Origin of the sequence: Neorhizobium sp. BT27B (genome assembly GCF_050455485.1) — a bacterium.
Taxonomy (GTDB): domain Bacteria; phylum Pseudomonadota; class Alphaproteobacteria; order Rhizobiales; family Rhizobiaceae; genus Neorhizobium.
In genome coordinates this window covers 273,080-292,638 of the sequence record NZ_JBCIYT010000002.1, presented here as the reverse complement: position 1 = coordinate 292,638, position 19,559 = coordinate 273,080, and the positions used below count along the sequence as shown (strand labels likewise).

The 19,559-nt window shown below is 59.8% G+C and carries 21 protein-coding genes; 10 read left to right on the top strand and 11 right to left on the bottom strand.

What is annotated here, in order from left to right:
• Window positions 1-33: 33 nt before the first annotated feature.
• Window positions 34-579: a glutathione peroxidase gene (locus AAIH70_RS06855; RefSeq protein WP_132271444.1), complete on the bottom strand. Its 546-nt coding sequence runs from the start codon at window positions 577-579 to the stop codon at window positions 34-36.
• Between the two features lie 168 nt (window positions 580-747).
• Between AAIH70_RS06855 and AAIH70_RS06850 the strand changes: the two genes are divergently transcribed.
• The 3 genes from AAIH70_RS06850 to lysS all read left to right on the top strand — a co-directional run bounded on the left by AAIH70_RS06850 (window position 748) and on the right by lysS (window position 5,853).
• Window positions 748-2,520 carry an SLC13 family permease gene (locus AAIH70_RS06850; protein WP_132271443.1) on the top strand — a complete coding sequence of 591 codons (1,773 nt, stop codon included), beginning with the start codon at window positions 748-750 and terminating at the stop codon, window positions 2,518-2,520.
• Between the two features lie 150 nt (window positions 2,521-2,670).
• Window positions 2,671-4,128: a glutamate--tRNA ligase gene (gene gltX, locus AAIH70_RS06845; protein ID WP_132271442.1), complete on the top strand. Its 1,458-nt coding sequence runs from the start codon at window positions 2,671-2,673 to the stop codon at window positions 4,126-4,128.
• A gap of 228 nt (window positions 4,129-4,356) precedes the next feature.
• Window positions 4,357-5,853: a lysine--tRNA ligase gene (lysS, locus tag AAIH70_RS06840; protein WP_132271441.1), complete on the top strand. Its 1,497-nt coding sequence runs from the start codon at window positions 4,357-4,359 to the stop codon at window positions 5,851-5,853.
• A 252-nt stretch (window positions 5,854-6,105) separates the two neighbouring features.
• Here the strand turns inward: lysS and AAIH70_RS06835 are convergent, their stop codons facing one another.
• Window positions 6,106-7,029 (bottom strand): hypothetical protein, encoded by a 924-nt coding sequence (locus AAIH70_RS06835; protein WP_132271440.1) that lies wholly within the window; start codon window positions 7,027-7,029, stop codon window positions 6,106-6,108.
• A gap of 357 nt (window positions 7,030-7,386) precedes the next feature.
• Here AAIH70_RS06835 and AAIH70_RS06830 point away from each other — a divergent pair, with 357 nt between their 5' ends.
• Genes AAIH70_RS06830 through AAIH70_RS06815 form a run of 4 tightly spaced genes read left to right on the top strand, consistent with a single transcriptional unit; the run spans window position 7,387 to window position 10,844 of the window.
• Window positions 7,387-8,274, top strand: a complete 888-nt coding sequence (locus AAIH70_RS06830) for a metal ABC transporter substrate-binding protein (RefSeq protein ID WP_132271439.1) — start codon at window positions 7,387-7,389, stop codon at window positions 8,272-8,274.
• A complete protein-coding gene (locus AAIH70_RS06825; protein ID WP_430033665.1) occupies window positions 8,271-9,167 on the top strand; it encodes a manganese/iron ABC transporter ATP-binding protein in 897 nt (298 codons plus the stop codon). Before AAIH70_RS06830 ends, AAIH70_RS06825 begins: the two co-directional genes overlap by 4 nt.
• Complete coding sequence (locus AAIH70_RS06820; protein ID WP_132271438.1) at window positions 9,148-10,008, top strand: metal ABC transporter permease; 861 nt, start codon at window positions 9,148-9,150, stop codon at window positions 10,006-10,008. The genes AAIH70_RS06825 and AAIH70_RS06820 overlap by 20 nt, the downstream gene beginning before the upstream one ends.
• Window positions 10,005-10,844 (top strand): metal ABC transporter permease, encoded by an 840-nt coding sequence (locus AAIH70_RS06815; RefSeq protein ID WP_132271437.1) that lies wholly within the window; start codon window positions 10,005-10,007, stop codon window positions 10,842-10,844. The genes AAIH70_RS06820 and AAIH70_RS06815 overlap by 4 nt, the downstream gene beginning before the upstream one ends.
• A gap of 153 nt (window positions 10,845-10,997) precedes the next feature.
• Here AAIH70_RS06815 and tal read toward each other — a convergent pair whose 3' ends face one another.
• A complete protein-coding gene (gene tal / locus AAIH70_RS06810; RefSeq protein ID WP_132271436.1) occupies window positions 10,998-11,963 on the bottom strand; it encodes a transaldolase in 966 nt (321 codons plus the stop codon).
• A gap of 191 nt (window positions 11,964-12,154) precedes the next feature.
• Between tal and AAIH70_RS06805 the strand changes: the two genes are divergently transcribed.
• The gene (locus AAIH70_RS06805; protein ID WP_132272521.1) at window positions 12,155-13,138 is read left to right on the top strand and encodes a sugar-binding transcriptional regulator; all 984 of its coding nucleotides are present in this window, start codon (window positions 12,155-12,157) and stop codon (window positions 13,136-13,138) included.
• On the opposite strand, the gene AAIH70_RS06800 is transcribed toward AAIH70_RS06805, so the two are convergent.
• The 3 genes from AAIH70_RS06800 to AAIH70_RS06790 all read right to left on the bottom strand — a co-directional run bounded on the left by AAIH70_RS06800 (window position 13,135) and on the right by AAIH70_RS06790 (window position 14,319).
• A complete protein-coding gene (locus AAIH70_RS06800) occupies window positions 13,135-13,422 on the bottom strand; it encodes a type II toxin-antitoxin system RelE/ParE family toxin (RefSeq protein WP_132271435.1) in 288 nt (95 codons plus the stop codon). The two genes, AAIH70_RS06805 and AAIH70_RS06800, sit on opposite strands and share 4 nt — an antisense overlap.
• A 2-nt stretch (window positions 13,423-13,424) precedes the next feature.
• The gene (locus AAIH70_RS06795) at window positions 13,425-13,664 is read right to left on the bottom strand and encodes a CopG family ribbon-helix-helix protein (RefSeq protein ID WP_132271434.1); all 240 of its coding nucleotides are present in this window, start codon (window positions 13,662-13,664) and stop codon (window positions 13,425-13,427) included.
• Between the two features lie 70 nt (window positions 13,665-13,734).
• Window positions 13,735-14,319, bottom strand: coding sequence for a dual specificity protein phosphatase family protein (locus tag AAIH70_RS06790; protein ID WP_132271433.1), 585 nt, complete (start codon window positions 14,317-14,319; stop codon window positions 13,735-13,737).
• Window positions 14,320-14,604: 285 nt separating this feature from the next.
• Here AAIH70_RS06790 and AAIH70_RS06785 point away from each other — a divergent pair, with 285 nt between their 5' ends.
• A complete protein-coding gene (locus AAIH70_RS06785; RefSeq protein ID WP_430033661.1) occupies window positions 14,605-14,976 on the top strand; it encodes a tudor domain-containing protein in 372 nt (123 codons plus the stop codon).
• A gap of 100 nt (window positions 14,977-15,076) precedes the next feature.
• Here AAIH70_RS06785 and AAIH70_RS06780 read toward each other — a convergent pair whose 3' ends face one another.
• From AAIH70_RS06780 to AAIH70_RS06770, 3 genes are all read right to left on the bottom strand, one after another.
• Complete coding sequence (locus tag AAIH70_RS06780) at window positions 15,077-15,337, bottom strand: PilZ domain-containing protein (RefSeq protein WP_132271432.1); 261 nt, start codon at window positions 15,335-15,337, stop codon at window positions 15,077-15,079.
• A 133-nt stretch (window positions 15,338-15,470) separates the two neighbouring features.
• On the bottom strand, window positions 15,471-16,355 hold the full coding sequence (locus AAIH70_RS06775; RefSeq protein ID WP_132271431.1) for a methylated-DNA--[protein]-cysteine S-methyltransferase: 885 nt from the start codon (window positions 16,353-16,355) through the stop codon (window positions 15,471-15,473).
• A gap of 80 nt (window positions 16,356-16,435) precedes the next feature.
• Window positions 16,436-16,930 (bottom strand): DUF2244 domain-containing protein, encoded by a 495-nt coding sequence (locus tag AAIH70_RS06770; protein ID WP_132271430.1) that lies wholly within the window; start codon window positions 16,928-16,930, stop codon window positions 16,436-16,438.
• A 35-nt stretch (window positions 16,931-16,965) separates the two neighbouring features.
• Between AAIH70_RS06770 and nth the strand changes: the two genes are divergently transcribed.
• Window positions 16,966-17,769 carry an endonuclease III gene (nth, locus tag AAIH70_RS06765; protein ID WP_132271429.1) on the top strand — a complete coding sequence of 268 codons (804 nt, stop codon included), beginning with the start codon at window positions 16,966-16,968 and terminating at the stop codon, window positions 17,767-17,769.
• 1 nt (window position 17,770) lies between these two features.
• Here nth and AAIH70_RS06760 read toward each other — a convergent pair whose 3' ends face one another.
• Together AAIH70_RS06760 and AAIH70_RS06755 are read right to left on the bottom strand one after the other, a co-directional pair.
• On the bottom strand, window positions 17,771-18,484 hold the full coding sequence (locus AAIH70_RS06760) for a sulfate transporter family protein (protein ID WP_132271428.1): 714 nt from the start codon (window positions 18,482-18,484) through the stop codon (window positions 17,771-17,773).
• Window positions 18,485-18,550: 66 nt separating this feature from the next.
• Window positions 18,551-19,480 (bottom strand): LysR substrate-binding domain-containing protein, encoded by a 930-nt coding sequence (locus AAIH70_RS06755; protein ID WP_207908209.1) that lies wholly within the window; start codon window positions 19,478-19,480, stop codon window positions 18,551-18,553.
• Window positions 19,481-19,559: the final 79 nt, after the last annotated feature.

Genomic DNA, 19,559 nt, shown 5'->3' with positions numbered 1-19,559 from the left:
TATCGCTATAAATCTTCAAGAGCCGACTAGAATCTACCCCTTCGCCAGCTCCCGTTCCAGTGCCGACACAAGCCGGTTGTCCTGCGGCTCCACATCCGGTGCAAAACGGGCAACAATCCTGCCATCGCGACCGATCAGAAACTTTTCGAAATTCCAGACGATCTCGCCGCCATCCTTCAATTCCAGACCCAGAGCCCGCAATCTCTCCTTCATCGGCCCGTCGCCGGTGGTCGGCAATTCAACGGAGGTCAGCGCCTTGTAGAGCGGATGCTGGTCCCGGCCCTTCACCGAGATCTTTGAAAAGATCGGGAATTTCACGTCATAGGTCAGCTGGCAGAACTCGACGATCTCCGCATCCGTGCCCGGTTCCTGCTCCTTGAAATTGTTGGCCGGGAATGCCGCGATTTCGAAGCCTTCGCCACGCTTCTCCTCATAAAGCTTTTCCAGCCCCTCATACTGCTTGGTCAGCCCGCATTTGGAAGCGACGTTGACCACCAGAATGACCTTGCCCTTGTATTCGGACAGCGAAGTCTGGCGCCCGTCGGCCAGAGTGACGGGGATGGACAGAATATCTGTCATGAAATTCTCCTGATGCGGCGATGCGGATGACGCATCCTATCCCGCGCCCGGCCATTGTCCAGCATGGCAAAAACCGTTTAACCCGCCGCAGTTGTTTGAAACATTTTTGCGGCTGAGGCATTATCACGCAAATTTCCTACCTCCCCTCGCAGTCGCCTCCGGAGCCCCATGACCACGCAGCAGATCCTTGCCTTTGCCGTTATCGCGGCGATGATGGCCGTGTTCATCTGGGATCGCTTTCGCTATGACGTCGTCGCCTGCTGCGCGCTGGTTCTGGCCGTCACGGTGGGCGTGGTGCCGTTCGACCAGGCATTTTCCGGCTTTTCCGATGATATCGTCATCATCGTAGGCTCGGCACTGATCGTGTCGGCCGGCGTCGCGCGCTCCGGCATCGTCGATGCCGCCATCAAGAAATTCTTTCCCAATCTCAATTCGCTGCACACCCAGCTTGCACTGCTGATGATCGTGGTGGCGCTGTTGTCCGCCTTCATCAAGAACATCGGCGCGCTCGCCATAATGATGCCGGTCGCCTTCCAGTTCGCCAAGAAATCCGGTGCATCACCATCGAAATACCTGATGCCGATGGCCTTTGCGGCGCTGCTCGGCGGCTTGATGACGCAGATCGGCACCTCTCCGAATATCGTCGTGTCGCGCATTCGCGAGGAACTGACCGGCCAATCCTTCACGATGTTCGATTTCACGCCGATGGGCGCGCTGCTCGCCGTCGTCGGCATCACCTTCCTGCTCTTTTTCCACTGGCTGGTTCCGAGCCGGACCAAGCAGAACAATTCCCTCGAGGAAGCGGTCGAGATCAGCAATTACACCGCCGAAGTGACGATCACACCGCAATCGACCGTGCTAGAAAAACGCCTCGGCGAACTGTTGAAACTGGGCGATGGCGAAGTCATCGCCAATGCCGTTCTGCGCGGTCCCTCTCGTATGGCGCCTTTTCCGGACCTGACATTGCGCGACAACGATATCGTGCTGCTCGAAGGCCCGTCCAAGGCCCTTGATCGCATCGTCTCCGGTGCCAAGCTGCAGCTTTCCGGCAAGCCACTGATGGAAAACGGCAAGGATCAGGCCGATGTCATCTCCATCGAGGCGATCATCAGCCAGGAATCGTCCCTGCGCGGGCTCTCGGCAAAAGATCTGTCACTGTCCTACACGCGCGGCGTCAATCTTCTCGCCATCAGCCGGCACGGTGAGCGGCTGAAGGAGCGGCTGGGCACCCTGACGCTGATGGCCGGCGATATCATCGTGCTGCAGGGCAGCCGCAAGAACATGCCGACCATCATGCAGGACTTTTCGCTTCTGCCGCTGGCCCAGCGCGAAGTGCTGCTCGGCACGCGCCGCCGCGCCGTCATTCCGCTGATCATTCTCGCACTCGCCATGGCCGCCACCGCCGTCGGTCTCGCGCCGGTTCCGGTTGCGTTTTTCGCGGCGGCGCTTGGTATGGTGGTTTTCCGCGCCATTCCGCTCACCGATTTCTACAAGTCGGTGGATGGCCCGATCCTCGTCATGCTGGCGGCGCTGATCCCGGTGTCGGACAGTCTGCGCACGACAGGCGGCAGCGAACTGATCGCCGGATGGCTGGGTCAGGCGGCGGCCACCCTGCCGGCCTGGGGCGCGCTCGGCCTTATCCTCGTCACGGCCATGGCCGTCACGCCCTTCCTCAACAACGCGGCAACCGTGCTGGTCATGGGGCCGATCGCCGCCAGTTTCGCCACCAATCTCGGTTTCAGGCCGGAAGCCTTTCTGATGGCGGTGGCCATCGGCGCCGGCTGCGATTTCCTCACCCCTGTCGGCCACCAGTGCAACACGCTCGTTTTCGGCCCCGGCGGCTACAAATTCTCCGATTATCCGAGGCTTGGTCTGCCATTATCCTTCCTGATCATATTGGTGAGCATCCCGGCGCTGCTCTATGTCTGGCCAGTCAGTTGATGCTGGTAAGACACTGCTAGGGCCGTTAGGCCTAAAATTCTTGACGCTGCCAGCTGAATATGGCCTAAGCCTGCACCAATCCCTATTCCCGGAACAGGCTTGGCGCCGCCCTATCTCTACGGGTAGCGCGCCTTGAAAAAGAGCAGCACAATGATCCATCCGACCCCGCGCGTCCGTATCGCTCCCTCGCCGACCGGCGAACCCCATGTCGGCACCGCCTATATCGCCCTTTTCAACTACCTCTTTGCCAAGAAGCACGGTGGCGAGTTCATCCTGCGCATTGAAGACACGGATGCCACCCGCTCGACGCTCGAATTCGAGGAACGCGTTCTGGACGCGCTGAAATGGACCGGCCTGACCTGGGCGGAAGGCCCGGATGTCGGCGGCCCCTATGGTCCGTACCGCCAGTCCGAGCGCAAGGACATGTATCAGCCTTACGCGCAGGACCTGCTCGACAAGGGCCATGCCTTCCGCTGCTTCTGCACGCCCGAGCGGCTTGAGCAGATGCGCGAAGGCCAGCGCGCTGCCGGCAAGCCGCCGAAATACGATGGCCTGTGCCTCAGCTACAGCGCCGAGGAAGTCACCTCGAAACTGGCAGCCGGCGAGCAGTCCGTCGTGCGCATGAAAATCCCGACCGAAGGTTCGTGCGATTTCACCGACGGCGTTTACGGCGATGTGTCGATCCCGTGGGACTCGGTCGACATGCAGGTGCTCATCAAGGGCGACGGCATGCCGACCTATCACATGGCCAACGTCATCGACGACCACCTGATGAAGATCACCCATGTCGCGCGCGGCGAGGAATGGCTCGCATCGGTGCCGAAGCATATCCTGCTGTACCGCTACTTTGGCTGGGAAGCGCCGGTGTGGATGCACCTGTCGCTGATGCGCAACGCCGACAAATCCAAACTGTCGAAGCGCAAGAACCCCACATCCATCAGCTATTACTCCGCTCTGGGCTACCTGCCGGAAGCGCTCATGAACTTCCTCGGCCTGTTCTTCGTGCAGATCGCCGAAGGCGAAGAGCTGCTAACCATGGAAGAGCTGATCGGCAAGTTCGATCCGGAAGCGCTGTCCAAGGCCGGCGCGATCTTCGACCTGCAGAAGCTGGACTGGCTGAACGGCCGCTGGCTGCGCGAGAAACTCACGCCGGAAGAATTTGTTGCCCGCACGCTGGAATGGGCGCTGGAAAACCAGCGTCTGACGGAAGGCCTGAAGCACTCGCAGAGCCGTATCACCAAGCTAGGCGACCTGCCGAACCTTGCCGGCTTCCTGCTCGCCGCCGACGTCAACCTGACGCCGGCCTCGTTTGCGGGCCTGAAGACGTCTCCGGAAGATACGCTTGTGATCATCAACACTGTTCAGGCCGACATCGAAAAGATGATCGAATGGAACGTGGAAGCGATCGACGCCGAACTGCGCGCTGTCGCCGACAAGCTGGAGAAGAAACTGCGCGTCGTCACCCCGCCACTGTTCATCGCCATGTCCGGCTCGCAGCGCTCGCTGCCGCTGTTCGATAGCATGGCCATTCTTGGCCGCTCGGTGGTGCGCCAGCGTTTGAAGATTGCCGCAACGGTCGTCGCCTCGATGGTGGGCGACGGAAAGTAATTGCCCAGGCGGCGATTTTGCACAGACGCCGCTCCGCCCTCAGCCGTCATCCTCGGGCTTGACCCGAGGATCTGCAAGGTTAGCTAAGGGTGAGGCGAGGCGGCCTGGCGGAAATGTGATTAGATCCTCGGGTCAAGCCCGAGGATGACGGATGCGGAGAGGTTTCGTCCATACGGCGCCAGAATGCACCCAGTAAACCTAACGAACACAGCCCTAAAGGCGAACACGATGACCGACACAAAGACCGAAACCGCCCTCTCCTCCGACGCCACCGAAGTGCGCGCCCAGAAGCTTGCCAAGCTGCGCGAAACCATCGGCGACGTGTATCCGGCGCATTTCCACCGCACCATCACCAACGCGGAACTGGCGGAAAAATACAAGGATCTCGAGTCCGACGTCGAAACCACCGATGTCGTCACCGTTGCCGGCCGCGTCTATTCCTCGCGCAATTCCGGCATGTTCATGGATATCCATGACGCCGGCGGCAAGATCCAGATCTTCTCCCACAAGGATGTCACCCCGGAAGAAGCCCGCAACATGCTGGCGATGATCGACCTCGGCGACATTATCGGCGTCACCGGCATCGTGCGCCGCACCAAGCGTGGCGAGTTGTCGATCAGCGCCCGCGAAATCACCATGCTGACCAAGTCGCTTCTCCCCATGCCGGAAAAGTGGAACGGCATTGCCGATGTCGAAATCCGCTATCGCAAGCGCCACCTCGACATCATGAGCAACGACGAATCCAAGCTGCGTTTCCAGCAGCGTTCGAAGATCGTTTCCGGCATCCGTCGCTTCATGGAAGAAGACGGCTTCATGGAAGTCGAAACACCGATGCTGCATTCCGTCTATGGCGGTGCCACGGCTGACCCATTCAAGACCCACCACAACACGCTGAAGCAGGACATGTACCTGCGCATCGCGCCGGAACTGTTCCTGAAGCGCACGCTGGTTTCGGGCCTCACCGACAAGGTGTTCGAGGTCAACCGCAATTTTCGTAACGAAGGCGTCTCCACCCGGCACAATCCTGAATTCACCATGATGGAATGCTACTGGGCCTATGCCGATTACGAGGACATCATGGACCTCGTGGAGCGCATGTTCGCCGAACTGGCGGTCAAGATCCACGGCTCGACCGAGTTCATGTACGGCGACAAGGAAATGTCCTTCAAGGGCCCGTTCAAACGCGTGCCCATGCCAGACGCCGTCAAGGAAGTTACCGGCATCGATTTCCTCGCCATGAAGACCGACGAGGAAGCCCGCGCTGCCGCCAAGGCCGCCGGTTTCGAAATCGAAAAGGACTGGACCTGGGGCGAATGCCTAGCTTTCATCTTCGAGGAGAAGGTCGAGGGCACGCTCATCCAGCCGAGCCACGTCACCCATTTCCCGAAGGACATTTCGCCCTTCGCCAAGGAAGTGCCGGGCGAACCGCGCCTCGTCGAGCGTTTCGAGACCTATTGCAACGCCTGGGAACTGGGCAATGCCTTCTCCGAACTGAACGACCCTGAAGAACAGCGCAAGCGCATGGTCGAACAGCTGGAACAGGCCCATGCCCGCGGCGAAAAGGACAAGCAGCTGGACGACGAGTTTCTGGACGCGATCGACCAGGGCATGCCGCCGGCCGGTGGCCTCGGCATCGGCGTCGACCGTCTGACCATGCTCCTGACAAACGCCCCGTCGATCCGCGACGTCATCCTCTTCCCGGCCCGCAAGGCCAAGGCAGACTGATTTTCGTAAAGGCGCGCATCCAATGGGGCGCGCCGATCAGCCAAAACGCAAACGGCGCCGCTGATGAAGCGGCGCCGTTTGTTTATAAAGCACCGCTTTCGATGGGGGACGTCATCCTCGGCCTTAAGCCGAGGATCTAAGCACGTCAATGATATCGGGCAGTTGCAGATCCTCGGGACGAGCCCGAGGATGACGGCGGAGACGTTTTCACCTCAACAGCAATAAGAGGATTGCCGATATCCGGCGATGTCTTCAATGACCGGCCGGAGCAGGTTCCGTCACCGGCGTATGATCGCCCGACGCCGCCGTCGTGCTACCGTCGATAGCAGGCGCTTCGTCCTTTTTGTCACCAAAGAACATGCCGGTAATGGAGCTAAGAAAACCCTTGTCCTGCGGCGTCGAGGCGACCACTTCGCCACCATCAGGTGTGCCATGCCCTTCGGCAACCGGTGCATCATGGCCTTCTGCCGGCGCGGCATCGTGGCCTTCGGCGGCAGGCGTTTCGCCATGTCCACCACCGTGGTCGCCAGCTTCCGCCTTGCCATGCCCGGCATCAGGGCTCTTGCCGTGAGCGGACGGTGCACCGCCATGCCCACCATCGGCGCCGGCAACGACCGGTTCGATACAATCGGCAAAATCGCTCAGGCTTGCCGCCATGCCATCGATATCTTCGTAAGGCAGATCGACACGCATGCCGTAATACTGGCCCGTACCATCCGCGCTGCCATCGAGATAGAAGGCCGCCAGCGGATGGTTCATCACGCCGTCCGGCACTTTCGAAGGATCGGGCGTATAAATGACCTGCGCCCCGATGGCGCGGCCGCGCATGGCGGCCCGGTCGGTCGGGCCCGCCTTGTCGAGAATGGCGATCTGCACCAGATCGGCCTTTTCCGCCTTCTGCACCGCCTTGGCGACACGCACGGCGGTGCGCACCCGCGCCATACCGTCACCGGTATCGGCAACAACGTATTTGCGCACCCAGTATTGATGATCGCGTTTGATCTTCACCGTCTGCACGGTGGAACAGGTAAGGCCGTTTAGGTTTGCAATGGAAGCGCCCAGATAGCCGGCATGGCTGGCGTAAAGCGCAGCCGCGCCGCTGCCACCGCCGAGCACGACGATGCCACCGAGGATCAGGGCAAGCTTGCGCGAGAGCCGGATCTTGATGCCTTTCACGTACCAAGCCCCGGCATGGTTTACCCCAATTACTCACTACACGTCTGGAATACAGGCCCGATACTCACTCATTCCTATTGAGGAAACTTTAATTCTCTAATGTTTTCCACGCGAAATTGCGGTCAATATTGGTTGCATCCGTATCAGAATGATCCAGATGCCCGCATTTCCCCCACCATGCCCACCGGCCGTTCTCACCATCTCAGTTCACAGCCGAACACTTTGCCATCCGCGGCCGCCACCCAGGCAGGATAGGATATCACTTTCTTATTGCGAATAATTCGCAATAGCATTGACAGTCATAAAATCTGCGCTAGTCTCTAATGCAAATGACTTGCAACAGCAGAAACGGTTTCCATGTCCCTTTTTAGAATTGCATGCCTCGTTACCGGTCTTTTCGCCCTGCCGCTGGCGGCCCACGCACAGGAAAAGCCGAAGGTCGTCACCACCTTCACCATCATTGCCGATATGGCGAAAAACGTTGCCGGTGATGCCGCCACCGTCGAAAGCATCACCAAGCCGGGTGCCGAGATCCACAATTACCAGCCGACGCCGCGCGATCTGTTGCGCGCCCGCGATGCCGATCTGGTGCTGCGCAACGGTCTCAATCTCGAACTCTGGTTCGAACGTTTCCTCAAAAACATCGGCGACGTGCCGAGCGTGACGGTCTCTGACGGCGTCGAGCCGATGTCGATCGCCGGTGGCGCCTATCAGGGCAAACCCAACCCGCATTCGTGGATGTCGCCGGACAATGCGCTGATCTACGTCGAAAACATCCGCAAGGGTCTGGCGCAGGTCGATCCGGCCCACGCCGACGTCTATGCCGCCAACGCAAAGGCCTATTCGGACAAGATAAGGGCAATGAGCCAGCCGATCCGCGATGAACTGGCAAAACTGCCGGAAAACCACCGCTGGCTGGTGACGAGTGAAGGCGCATTCTCCTATCTCGCCCGCGATTTCGGCCTCAAGGAACTGTATCTCTGGCCGGTCAATGCCGACAGCCAGGGCACGCCGCAGCAGGTGCGCGCCGTTATCGACGCCATGCGCGAACACGATGTAAAAGTGATCTTTTCGGAAAGCACCGTCTCCGACAAGCCGGCCAGGCAGGTGGCATCCGAAACCGGCGCGACTTATGGCGGCGTGCTTTACGTCGACTCGCTGAGTGAAACCGACGGCCCGGTACCGACCTATCTCGACCTGCTGCGCGTCACCTCCGAGACAATCGCAAAGGGTCTTGCACAATGATGATGGGCAAGGCCAAACCACCGGTGGACGGCATCCGCCTCGACAATGTCAGCGTCGCTTATCGCAACGGCCACACGGCGCTGAAACATGCCAGTTTCGAAGTGCCAAAGGGCACGATCACCGCCCTTGTCGGCGTCAACGGCGCCGGCAAATCCACCCTCTTCAAGGCCATCATGGGCTTTGTTTCCGTCAATGAGGGCACGGTCGAGATCCTCGGCATGTCGGCCCGCGAGGCATTGAAAAAGAACCTCGTCGCCTATGTGCCGCAGTCGGAAGAAGTCGATTGGGATTTCCCCGTCCTCGTCGAGGACGTGGTGATGATGGGCCGTTACGGCCACATGAATTTCCTGCGCATTCCTTCCCGCCGGGACCACGAGATGGTCACCGACGCCCTGAAGCGGGTGAACATGGAGGAATACCGCAAGCGCCAGATCGGCGAGCTTTCCGGCGGCCAGCGCAAGCGTGTGTTTCTCGCCCGCGCGCTGGCGCAGGAAGGTCAGGTGATCCTGCTCGACGAACCGTTTACCGGCGTCGATGTGACCACCGAAGAGCAGATCATCACGCTTCTGAAGGCATTGCGTGACGAAGGCCGCGTCATGCTGGTCTCCACCCACAATCTCGGCAGTGTGCCGGATTTCTGTGACCGTACCGTCTTCGTCAAGGGCACCGTTCTCGCCTATGGCAAGACGGAGGACACGTTCAACGAAGCCAATCTCGAAAAGGCCTTTGGCGGCGTTTTGCGCCACTTCATTCTCGGCGGCCGCGACCTGCATGACGATGAAGATCCACGCCATGTAAAGGTCTTTACCGACGACGAGCGTCCTTACGTGACCTATGGGAACGGCAAGGAAAAGAAGCAGACGGAGGCCGATAATGCTCCAGACGCTTCTTGAGCCCTTCACCTACGGCTACATGCTCAACGCCATCTGGGTGTCGGCTCTGGTCGGCGGCGTCTGCGGTTTCCTTTCCGCCTATCTGATGCTGAAAGGCTGGTCGCTGATCGGCGATGCGCTCTCGCACTCCATCGTTCCGGGCGTTGCCGGCGCCTATATGCTCGGCCTGCCCTTCGCCATCGGCGCATTTTTATCCGGCGGCCTTGCGGCACTCGCCATGCTTTTCCTCAACCAGCGCACCCGGCTCAAGGAAGACGCGATCATCGGCCTGATCTTCACCTCCTTTTTCGGGCTTGGCCTGTTCATGGTGTCGCTGTCGCCCACCTCGGTCGATATCCAGACCATCGTGCTCGGCAATGTTCTCGCCATCTCTCCCGGCGATACGCTGCAACTGGTCATCATCGGCACTGTCAGCCTCATTCTGCTGACGTTGAAATGGAAAGACCTGATGGTCACCTTTTTCGATGAAAACCACGCCCGCACAATCGGCCTCAAACCCGATGCGCTGAAGGTGATGTTTTTTGCGCTGCTGGCCGCCTCCACCGTCGCCGCCATGCAGACGGTCGGCGCGTTCCTCGTCGTTGCCATGGTCGTGACACCCGGCGCCACCGCCTATCTGCTCACCGACCGTTTTCAGCGCGTCATCCTGATGGCGCTTGCCATCGGTGCCGGCACCAGCTTTCTCGGCGCCTACCTGTCTTATTTCCTCGACGGCGCCACCGGCGGCATCATCGTCGTCGCCCAGACGGTGATTTTCCTGATCGCCTTCGTGTTTGCCCCCAAACACGGCATGCTCGCCGCGCGCCGCCGCCTCAAGGCCTCGCTGGAGGCAGCACAATGAGCGACATGATCGACCTCCTGATCTTCCCCTTTCAGATCGATTTCATGCGCACGGCCTTTGCGGTGACGCTGATGATCGCGCTGCCGATGGCGATCCTTTCCTGTTTTCTGGTGCTGAAAGGCTGGTCGCTGATGGGCGATGCGGTCAGCCACGCCGTACTGCCGGGCGTCGTCATCGCCTATATTCTGGCGATCCCGTTTTCGATCGGCGCATTCGTGGCCGGCATGATCTGTGCGCTGGCGACGGGATTCCTGAAGGAAAACAGCCGTATCAAGGAAGATACCGTGCTCGGCATAGTGTTTTCCGGCATGTTCGGGCTGGGTCTGGTGCTTTACGTCAAGGTGCAGGCCGATGTGCATCTCGATCATATCCTGTTCGGCGACATGCTCGGCATCCTGCCCTCCGACCTGATCGAAACCACCCTGATCGCCATCGCCTCGACGATCTTTCTGCTGATCTTCCGCAAGGATCTGCTCGTCCACGCCTTCGATGAACAGCACGCGAAAGCCATCGGCCTGCCGACCCGACTGCTGCACTACGGCCTGCTCGCCGTCCTGTCGCTGACGGTGGTTGGAGCATTGAAAGCGATCGGCATCATCCTCTCGGTCGCGCTTCTGGTCGCCCCCGGTGCCATCGCCTTCCTTTTGACCCGCCGTTTTACCACGATGATGATCACCGCAGTTGCGGTGGCGCTCGGCTGCTCGCTCGGCGGCATTTATCTGGCTTTCTTCCTCGACAGCGCCCCTGCCCCGACCATCGTGCTGCTGATGACGGCGATGTTCATTCTGGCGTTTATCAAAACGGTGGTTTCGGCGAAGAGAGTGTCTGCCGCTTGAACGCAGAAAGGCCCGCCAATGGCGGGCCTTTCGCAAGGCAGTTTTGTTCATTTTCGTCATCCTTGGGCTTGTCCTAAGGATCTAATCACATTGCCAAACAGCAACTGTATCAGATGCTCGGGACAGGCCCGAGCATGACGAAGGACGGATGTTTTAAGCAGCAGCCAGCTGCAGTTCCTTCTTGACCAGATCGCGCAGCGCGACGAGGTCCTTGGCGAACAGGCGAATACCGTCCGACAGCTTTTCCGTTGCCATCTGGTCTTCGTTGAGCATCCAGCGGAACGTCTTTTCGTCCATCTTGATCGGGGCGACAGCCTCGAACTTTTCAGGAGACAGCTTGCGCTCCAGCGTGCCTTCGGCCTTGTCCAGCTCGTCGAGCAGGTTCGGCGCAATCGTCAGGCGGTCGCAACCGGCCAGCGCTTCGATTTCGCCGACATTGCGGAACGAGGCGCCCATGACGATCGTCGAAATGCCGTTGGCCTTGTAATAGTTGTAGATTGAGCGAACCGAAACGACGCCCGGATCGGTTTCCGACGTGTAATCCTGGCCGGTCGCCTTCTTGTGCCAGTCGAGAATACGGCCGACGAAGGGCGAGATCAGGAATGCCTTGGCATCGGCGCAGGCGACTGCCTGGGCGTGGGAGAACAGAAGAGTCAGGTTGCAGTCGATGCCTTCGGCCTGCAGCTTTTCGGCAGCCTTGATGCCTTCCCAGGTGGAGGCCAGCTTGATGAGGATGCGCTCGCGCTCGATGCCGCGCGCCTTGTAGGCGGCGATGATCTCATGCGCCTTCTTGATCGAAGCGTCGGTGTCGAAAGAGAGGTCGGCATCGACTTCGGTCGACACGCGACCCGGAACGATGGCGGCAAGTGCTGCACCGACATCGATGGCCAGACGGTCAGCCACGGCTGCGGCAACGGCATCAGCATCGCCACCCTGGGTGCGGCCCCAGGCGACGGCTTCCTTCACCTTGTCGGCGAAGATGGAGGTGTTGATCGCCTTCAGGACGATCGACGGGTTGGTGGTGCAATCCACCGGCTTCAGGCGGGCAACGGCTTCGATGTCACCGGTATCGGCGACAACGGTGGTCATGGCGCGCAGCTGCTCTAGTTTCGATGTCATCCGGAAAATCCTCGCTTTTAAAACCCAACGCCCGACAGGCGTTTCTGATCCCTCGACAGTTACATGGATAACAGCCGGGACAGGATAAGAAGTCAAGACATTTGTCTTCTTGAATTGACATATGTTCCATCCATGACGATATCATGGCGTCGACAAGAGATAGTGCGCCTGCGGGCGAATGCGAGGATGCCTTGGTCAAACTCAGACGCGACACCCACACCGCCGCCTCAGATTCGGGATCGCAGCGGCTGCGCGCCGCCTGGCTCTATTACAATCAGGGACTTACCCAGAAGGACGTGGCAGAACGGCTCGGCATCAGCCGCTCAACCGTCATCCGCATGCTCGATGAGGCGATGAAACGTTCGGAAGTGCAGATCTGGATCAGCGAGGGCGTCGATAGCTGTCTCGAGCTGGCGACCCGGCTGGAACGCGCTTACGGGCTGGATGAGGCGGTCCTCGTGCCGGCTCCCAAAGACGACAGCGCCGAAGCCTTGGCCAGCGCCGTCGGCCTCGCGCTCGGGCAGTTCCTGTCGGAAGTCGTGCAGAACGATATGACGATCGGCGTCGGCTGGGGCCGCACCATGACGGCTTCGCTTTCGAGCTTTCGCCCGCCGCGCCGGGAAGGTTGCAAGGTCGTGTCGCTGCTCGGCGGCATCGTCGCGGTGCAGAAGACCAATCCGATCGATTTCACCTGGCGGTTTGCCGGCCAGCTGGGTGCGGAATGTTTCATGTTTCTGGCGCCGCTTCTGGTCGACAGCGTCGCCACCAAACGCGCGTTGATCGAAAAATGCGGCCTCGATGCCGTCTACAACCTCGCCGAAAACCTCGATCTCGCCGTGGTCAGTTGCGGCGATATCGGCCCGCATTCCACCTCGCTGTCGGAAGGTTTCATTTCGAAAGCCGAACTCGATCGGCTGATCTCCGCCGGCTGCGTCTGCGATACGATGTTCAATTTTTTGGATGCGGACGGAAAATCGGTCGATGCCAAGCTCAACGAGCGGGTGATGTCGGTCGATCTCGACACACTGAAAAAGGCAAAGCACGTCGTGCTCTCTTCCGGCGGCGCCCACCGCGCCACCGCCATCCGCGCCACCATCCGGCGGGTCGGCTGCAACACGCTGATCACGGATGAGGCAGCGGCAGTGGAATTGTTGCGGCTGGCGGAAAGCGGCTAGATTTCGTCAGGCCACAACCGGGCACCATGCTGCACGAACAGCACTTCAACTCGGTCATCCTTGATGCGGTAGGCGACTATATAGGGCGTTCCGGCCAGCACGAGTTCGCGCGTGCCTGATATTTCACCCACCCTGCCGATCAGAGGATTTTCGGAGAGAAGAGCTGCCGTTTTTGAATGAATGTCGCGAACGATACTCGCAGCAGCGCGCGGGTTTCTTTCCGCGATATAGTCGCCGATCGCCTCCAGTTCACACAGATAACGTTGCGACCAATATATCCGCACGGCTAGGCCGACGTATCGTATTTACCGAGAACATTCGCAATCTCGGCATCGGAGGCGAATTTGCCCTCGTCTGCATCCTGAATGCCGGCCTGCACGCCGGCCGCCCATTTTTCCTGCCATGCCAGTGAACGACCGTTCGACAGCGCGTCATCAACAATCTGGGCCGGCGTCAAACGGGTTCGCTCGGCCAGCCGATCGATCCGCCGTGACATATCCTCGGAAAGTTCAACACTGCTCTTCATGGCGCGATTTTGGCACACTCCCGAAAACCGGCAAAGAGAAATCGTGTCCGGCTTGAGCCACGGCCACGCCTCACCCATCGATCCCGTAATGCCGTTCCAGCTGATGCCAGCTTTCATCCATCGCGTAAGCCGCCGAAATCAACGGAATGCCCACATGGCCGAACAGGATGGACAATTGCCGTTCCGCCTGGTGTTCCGGCAATCCGGCAACCTGATTGCTGTAGATGACGGATACCAGTCCGGTTCGATCCGCACCCGACAGGCAGTGGATGAGGATCGGTTTAGGGGCATCCTTGAGCAAGGCCACCAGCCTGTCGGCTTCCGGGCCCGTCAATTGCTTGCGGGCCGACATGCGAAAATCGATATGGCGAATATCGAGCTTGCGGGCAGTGGCGACCTCATCCGTATACCAGGCCTGGCTATCGTTCTCGCCACGCAGATTGACGATGGTACGGATGCCATATTGCTGCGCATACCGCTCGATCTGGTCGGGCGTCGGCTGCGCCGAACGATAGAGTTCGCCGGAAATCACAGTGTGGAAATTGCCGCTGAGATGCAGCAGGCCGATGTAACCACCAGCGAAAAGTATCAGCGCCAGAAACCCGGCAACAAAATACCGGACAGACACCCGCCGCCACCCCGTTTTCAAGACCATCCGCTACACTCCTTCCGATACGCGGCAGGCTCATGCCCGCCATTGGAAATCGGATTAGGGAAGCAAGCTGACAGCATGCTGAAGGCGCAACATGGTCACCGGACAGGCCATCGGAATGTTACCGCCAGATGAAACCAAAAATAAATCGGCGAACAATACTTCAACCGGAAATAAATCCGAATTTAATTCACGCGAAATTCAGGGAATTCCAGGTTTATATCAAGTCGTCGAACTGTCTGATCCAGACAGGTGTTCGGCCCATTGTCCCCTCGGGAGGAAAACCACTTGATCAGGAAAATTTCAATTCTCGCTGCGGCCATGCTGGCGGCCAGCGCAGCCACCGTTAGCGCACAGACGACCGGCGACTGGGTCCTCGGCAACTACAAGGGCGCCGGCTACTGGTTTCCCGGCATCATCGACAAGATCGCCGGCGGCAAGGTGACGATCCGTTATGACGATGGCGACAAGGAAACCGTCGCGCTGGCCGATGTGCGTCCCTACAACTGGGCGATCGGCACCAAAGTCGAATGCAATTTCAAGGGCCAGGGTGACTGGTACCGCGGCACCATTTCCTCGCTTGCCGGCGAAAAGATCGGCATCGCCTATGACGATGGCGACAAGGAAGTGACGAAGACCGGCCGCTGCCGCTCGAAGTAAACCGTCTTGCTAAACCTCGACCCGAAAGCCGCATTCGGTTTTCGGGTCGACGCGCTTTACAGCGGGTGGATGCCAAACGCCCGGTCAGGCCAGCCGGAATTCAGCCTTTCTGGAATTCGACGCCGATGGCATTAATGCGGCGCCAGCGAACCTCGCAATCGAAATTGCGGCCATCGGAAAAAAGCAGGTTGAACTGTTGTGGAACAGCCAGCGCATTTTCGACCTTGATCTGCGCACCACCCTCGGACAATTCCTTGATGATACAATCATAAGACGAGTGGCCGTCGTTGAATAAGATCTTGGCGCCGAGAAACGCCCTCGATCGGGGAAACTTGCGCTCCTGCACCGGCTTGATCTCCATTGCTGCTGGAGACCCTGTAGACCTGCGAGCAACTATCGGAAAACCCCGGAAAAGCCCCCGTAACTTCTTGCAATATATGCGTAATTACTCATTTTACGACATAGAGCTTTCCCGCGCGCCTGGGGTTCCGGGCTTACGCCTGCCCCGCCTCCCAGCCGAGAATGGCGCGTTTACGGGTCAGACCCCAGTGGTAACCGGTCAGCGCACCGCTTTTGCCGACCGCCCGGTGGCAGGGCACGACAAAGGAGATCGGATTGGCGCCAACCGCCGCCCCCACCGCCCGGCTCGCGGTTGGCTGGCCGATATCGCAGGCGACATGCGAATAGGTGACCGCCTTGCCGAACGGGATTTTCAACAGACTGCGCCAGACCTTCACCTGAAAATCGGTGCCGATCAGCACCACCTGCAACGGACGATCGTTGGACCATTGCGCACGATCAAAGATGCGGGCGATATAATCCACCGTCGCGTCGGCGTCCTCGACATAAGCGGCATTCGGCCAGCGCCTTGTCATGTCGTCGAGACAGGCCTGCTGATCCTCGAAACCGTCAGCGAAGGCGAGACCGGCCAGACCACGATCGGTCGCCATCACCAGCGCCCGGCCGAAGGGCGAGGGATGGAAACCATAGCGGATCGTCAGCCCGCCGCCCTTTGCCTTCCATTCGCCCGGCGACATCGCCTCGTGGGTGACAAACAGATCATGCAGGCGGCCGGGGCCGGAGAGGCCAAGCTCATAGGAGGTTTCCAGCAGCGGCAACTGTTCCGCACCAAGTAACCGCTTGGCATGATCCAGCGTCACCGCCTGCAGAAACGCCTTCGGAGAAAGTCCGGCCCAACGGGTAAACACTTTCTGCAACTGCGTCGGCGACTGTCCGAGTTCGGCTGCGATGGTTTCGAGCGACGGCTGCGCACGATAATCCAGCGTGATCAACTCGATCACCCGGCGCACGATATCGTAATCCATGCCCTCGGGTGTCACATCGACCGGCTGACTGGAAATGTTGGCAAGAGCGTTCATCTCGTCTCTCCTTTGCCCGGAAGATGGCCGTGAACGAGCCTGCGCACCACCCGTTTCTTGCGATATGTTTTGGTTACCCGCTAAATTCGCCGTTTCACCGTAGCAAGAGCAGCCTTGAAGGCCTTGGCAAAACTTTCCCGGTCATCCGGGTTGAGAAGCGAGCCGACATCGGTGCGCCGGCCCTCACCCGACACATACATGGCGGTGATACCGAATTCCTCGTGACGGTTCACACCAAAGCGCGCCCAGAACGGATTGAACCGATGCTCGACTGCCCGCCCCGCCGGCGAGATTTTTTTGATCGACAGATTGCTGCGCGTCACCGTCACTTCTTCACGTGCACGGCCCGAGCGATAATTCAGCCGGAAGGCACCATAGAGCAACAGAAAATCCAGCCCGAAAAACAGTCCCACCGGCCAGGCACCGCTCACCATAAAAAACAGGCCATAGAACAGGCAAACCGCGCCCGACACGCACAGCAGCACGCGAAAACCCTTTCGTCCGAGCGAGCGATGGGCAGTCAGTTCAGCGGCAAAAACCGGCGTGTCGTCCCGATGATCAGGGTCGGCATCCACGTTGCTTTTCTCCGGGTCGAATGGCAGTAAAAGGCATGGCCATTCCCAAGCATAAATCCAGCGCGCAAACCTTGCAAACGTCAAATCCGACGCCGCCCAGCCGCCGCAAGAAGGTGCTGCCCCGTTCCGCCTATTCGAAAGAGGAGCGCGTGGAAATCTTTCGCCGTTTCTCCATCCAGCGGCCGGAGCCGATAGGCGAATTGGAACATGTGAACCCGTTCACGCTGGTCGTGGCGGTGGCGCTGTCGGCGCAGGCGACGGATGCCGGGGTGAACAAGGCGACGCGCGAACTGTTCAGAATTGCCGACACGCCGGAAAAGATGCTGGCCTTGGGCGAAGACGGCGTGATCGCCCATATCAAGACGATCGGGCTTTTTCGCAACAAGGCCAAAAACGTCATCGCGCTCTGTCGCATGCTCATTGAGCAGTTCGGCAGTGAAGTACCAAAGACCCGCGAGGAACTGGTGATGCTGCCCGGCGTCGGCCGCAAGACGGCGAATGTGGTGATGTCCATGGCCTTTGGCGTGCCGACCATGGCGGTGGACACGCATGTGTTCCGTATCGCCAACCGCATCAAACTGGCGCCCGGCAACACGCCGGACGACGTCGAAGACAATCTGATGCGGGTGATACCGGAACAGTATCTTTATCACGCGCATCACTGGCTGATCCTGCACGGTCGTTACACCTGCAAGGCCCGCCGCGCCGAATGCGAACGCTGCGTGATTGCCGACCTTTGCAAGTTTCCGGGAAAAAGCAACGACATCCCCGCGCCATTGGTGGAACTGCCGCCGCAGGTGATCGGCGGCGCCATTGCCGAGGCTCTGAGCGAGAGCTGAGTTACCCCACGAAACCGGGATCACGCTTCGACAGCGCCTTGTGCAGATGCACCATCAGGCCGGCCGCAAACAGCGGCGTCAGCAGGTTGACGAAGGGGATGGCCAGGAAACCGGCAATCAGCATGCCGGCGAGGAATACGGTTGAGGAATGTTTGGCGCGAAACGCCTTGGCCTCAGCCACCGGTCGAAAACGCATGGCAGCGAATTCAAAAAATTCGCGACCGAGCAGGTAACCGTTGACGAGGAAAAACGCGATCAGGTTGACGCCGGGAATGAACAGCATCAGCAGCGCGATGATGTTGCCGACGATAACGACGCCGAGAAACTGGATCGAGCCGATGATCGCCTGACCGAGCGGCAGTTCCTTGCCCGGCGCGTCGGTCGGATAATCCCGCTTTTCGATCACCTCTGCCACATCATCTAGAAACAGGCCGGCGATCAGCGCGGTGACCGGCGCGATCAACAGGGCCAGCGCAAGCGCAAGCCCGACACCGAACAGGATGCCGGCGATCAAGGCCAGAAAGCCGCCGAATTCCGGCATGGAGGGCAGGAAAGCCGCGAACCACGGCCACACATATGTCAGCAGGACTTCGCGCAGCCCGAACCACAGGCCGGCCAGAATGAGCAGCGTCAGCCCCAGCATTTTCAGAAAGACGGATCTGCTTTCCGGGGCGAAAAGGTTGGTCAGCGAGCGGCGTGCGGCGTCGAGGATCATCGGCGTCTCCTTGGTTCCGCGCAGATGTAGGATGCCACGCGAAATGCAGCAAGACGCCCGATACTGTTAATCCCGACGATCAACACGCGGCACGACGACATCCAGCGCATCACGCGGAAAATTGGCGGCAAGATGATCGATGAATTTGCGCACGGCCGGTGGCAGGCCCCGCCGGGTCGTGAACACAACATGCACGATGCCCCGGCGGCCGCGCCATGCCGGCAGCACGCGCACCAGCGTGCCGGCATCCAGTGCCTGTCGGCAGCTATGGTCCGGCAGCAAGGCCACCCCCAGCCCGCCGATGGCAGCGGCGCGCACGGCCGCAAAATCGGCGCAGCCGATGCGGGGCTGATGGTGCAGCACATGCTCGCGGCCGTCATCCGTCTCCAGTTGCCAATCCACTTCGCTGGCGTCATCGCTGCTGGAGAGTGTCGGAACCGACGCGAGCTGTTCGACACTGCCGATGCGGCTGGCCAGCTGCGGGCTGGCCACCAGAATGCGCACGGATACCCCAAGCGAACGCATGGTCAGCGACGCGTCACTGTCGAGTGAGATGCGCACGCGCAGCGCCACGTCTATACGTTCCTCGATCAGGTCCACCGGCCTGTCGATCGCCACGAGCTGCAACTGCACCTTGGGATGGCGGTCGAGAAAACCGGGGATCAGCCCGGAAATCGGCTCGACCATGCCGGTCGGGCAACTGAACCGCACAAGGCCATGCGGCTCGGATTGCGCCTCGGCCACCAGCGCCTGCGCCAATTCCGCCTCGGCCAGCATCGCCTTGCAGCGCAGGTAAAACACCTGGCCTACATCCGTGACGCGGAAACGACGGCTGGAACGCTCGATCAGTCGCACGCCGAGCCGTGTCTCCAGCCCGGCGATCCGACGGCTGAGTTTCGATTTCGGCTCGTGCAGCGCCCGCCCGGCCGCGGCAAAACCACCATGCGTCACCACTTCCGCGAAATAGACGAGATCATTGAGATCGACACGCATCATCGTTCCTCCAATGGAACGCTGAGTAGCACATTTGCGCACTTTCGCCATCATCGTTCCGGGCGCATCTCTATGGGGCGGA